The organism is Mycetocola reblochoni REB411, assembly GCF_900163835.1.
In the GTDB taxonomy this organism is placed as follows: domain Bacteria; phylum Actinomycetota; class Actinomycetes; order Actinomycetales; family Microbacteriaceae; genus Mycetocola_B; species Mycetocola_B reblochoni.
Window position 1 is genome coordinate 1 of the sequence record NZ_FUKR01000069.1, and the last position, 2,473, is coordinate 2,473.

The window sequence follows — 2,473 nt, forward strand, 5'->3', positions numbered from 1 at the left end:
CCCGCCCGTCCGCATTCGTGTAGAACGTGCCACGACCCTCAACCGCATAAACACTCAACGAGGCAACCGTGCTGAGACGCCAGGTCGCTTCCGCATCACGCACCGCGGAAGCGACGCGGGACTACCGCTCCCCGGGGACACTGGCAAGAATTCGAGCGCCCAGCGCCGTTCGCCCATCGAGCACGCCAACAGCCTGGCCCGCCGGGAGCTGCGCGTGCAACCCCTCAACGAACCGTTCCAGCCCCTGTCCGGCGCCGTCATGGGACACGACCACAACGATCTCAGGGGCGCCCTCGCCCTGCACAATCTGGGCGATAGCCGCGTCATCCACTCCGCTCGCCGTGATCAACGACCGCACGAGCGCGCTCAGCCCCTCGGGCACCGACGCGGGCACACCGAATGCAACACGCGTCTGCGCAGGGATCGACTGCGGTGCGGCGGGCACGCCGAGCGTTGGACGTGAGAGCAGGCAGTTCTCGGCCATCGGATTTACAACGACAGCGACCGCGGACGATGCGGCCAGAAGCTCACCCAACTGTCCGAGCAGCACGGCGGTGGTGATGATTTCCTCGTCGCTGTGCCCCTGACGCGACTCCTGCCACAGCTCGAACTGGTCGTGGCCAGTGAACGCGGGCACGTAGCGGTTCCCCTTCGCATCGCTGAGCTCAACGACGCTCAGTTCGTCGGCACGTGAGCGGTGACTGGGGACAAGCACGAAATCCGTGGCGTGCCGTGCAAGAAGCGCACCGCGCTGGGAATCCTCACGCTCGACCAGCTGCCGCACAAAGCCGCGATCGAGTGTGCGCCCGCTCGGAGTGTTCTGCTGCGCGCGCTCGAGATCCACCAGCGCAGCATCAACCGCTTCGGGAAGATGCAGCGCACCGCCGGCCTCCGCAATGACGCGGGCGACGTCAAGCGCTCGCGCCTGGCGCGGGATACCCGCGGCACGCTCACGACGCGCGGTGGAGAGATACTTCACCGCTGACGTGGCAGCGAATACGCCAATATCGGTGGCGAACTCGTCGACAACCGCAATTGCGCGCTCGAAGTGTTCGTCGATCAGGTCTGGGCGTTCGGTCACGGGATGATTCCTTGCTTTCCTCCGGGTAGTCGTCTGAAGTCCGTCTCCCGCGAACGCCTGCACAACACATGTCCGCCCCACCCATCGGCGATGACGCCGCTACGCCGCTGACGTCCACCGCTCATGCAAGCGAACAACAGCATCCGGCGCCCCCTCAAAACCAGAACCAGCCGGGTCGACCAGGATGCCGACACCAGCAGCCGTCCCCGCAACGATGTCGGAGAACCGCAGCGTCAGAGCATGCGTGGCACTCACACGAGCAGCAGCGCTCGGCTGTGACCCGGACTCGACCACGATCCGCTGCGCACCCGACGGGTCACTCAGAACCACCGGCGATGGGGTCCCCACCAGCGGGTCACCAGAGACAAGCAACAGAAAACGCAAGCCCCGGATCCCGTCGAAGAACTCGTCCCGGCTCACCTCGCCGCCTTTTAACCGTCCAGCCTGCACGAGGTACGCCTCCGTGTCGATGCCTGGGGTCTCCGTCACGATTCCTCCTGGTTATCCTGCATGTCAAACCGGTACTCCACGCCCACATCGACCGCCTCCCGCGTCATGATGCGGGGCTGCACCCACGGATTCCACTCCCACCAGGTGCCGCACCGCGAGCAGCAGTACACCTGCACGTTGTACGGCTCACGCAAGGAGTACAGGTACGTCGGCTCACCAACCGACGGCCGAACCCAACCGTTGCGACACCAACCACACCCCTGCTCAGACAGCAACGAGGCCACCGCTCGCCCCTGTCAGTCGAACCACTGATCCCGCGGCAACGCCGCACGCTTCTTGTTCAACTCAACCGCCTCCGCCAGACGCTGCCGCAACCACTCCGGCGTATGCGCCTCATCACGAGGGAACTTCTCGAAATCAATCTTGTACGCCACCGGATCAAACGGCACACTCAACTGCGGCTCATCGTCATAGTTATACGACACCGACGCACGACCCTCAGCAGTCACCGTCACCACAGCCGAAAACCACGTCCCCTTACCCGGTTCGAACATCAACTCGCGCAAAGCACGCGCCGGCGTTGCGATGGTTCGATCGGCGGCGCGATCATCGACTCTGCCGCGGTTTGTCGTAATGCGTCCGTCCGGCCGGAACGCATACATGCGGTAGTCCGCAACGGTGCTCAGAATCGCGCAATGCAGCTCGATCGATTCATCGCCATCACGAATGAACGCGTACACACTTAGCGCCAACTCTCTGAACCGCTCAGGAATCTCAGGTGATATCAAAATGCAGCTCTCCTATTTTCGAACGGCCGGTAGTTCGTCAGTCCATCGCCAATGCGCCACCTGACGTCAAACGCTTCCGGCACCGTCGGGTGATCCGCCCCGAACACCGGACGCACATCAAGCATCACAGAACCCGGCACACCACCATCACCGA

3 protein-coding genes are annotated in these 2,473 nt (G+C 63.7%); all 3 read right to left on the reverse strand.

Features of this window, described 5'->3' with window-relative positions:
- Positions 1-121: 121 nt before the first annotated feature.
- Positions 122-1,081 carry an SseB family protein gene (locus FM119_RS11925; protein WP_179205328.1) on the reverse strand — a complete coding sequence of 320 codons (960 nt, stop codon included), beginning with the start codon at positions 1,079-1,081 and terminating at the stop codon, positions 122-124.
- Between the two features lie 99 nt (positions 1,082-1,180).
- A complete protein-coding gene (locus FM119_RS11930) occupies positions 1,181-1,570 on the reverse strand; it encodes a hypothetical protein (protein WP_087138381.1) in 390 nt (129 codons plus the stop codon).
- 257 nt (positions 1,571-1,827) lie between these two features.
- Positions 1,828-2,271: a hypothetical protein gene (locus FM119_RS11935; RefSeq protein ID WP_087138382.1), complete on the reverse strand. Its 444-nt coding sequence runs from the start codon at positions 2,269-2,271 to the stop codon at positions 1,828-1,830.
- Positions 2,272-2,473 lie beyond the last annotated feature (202 nt).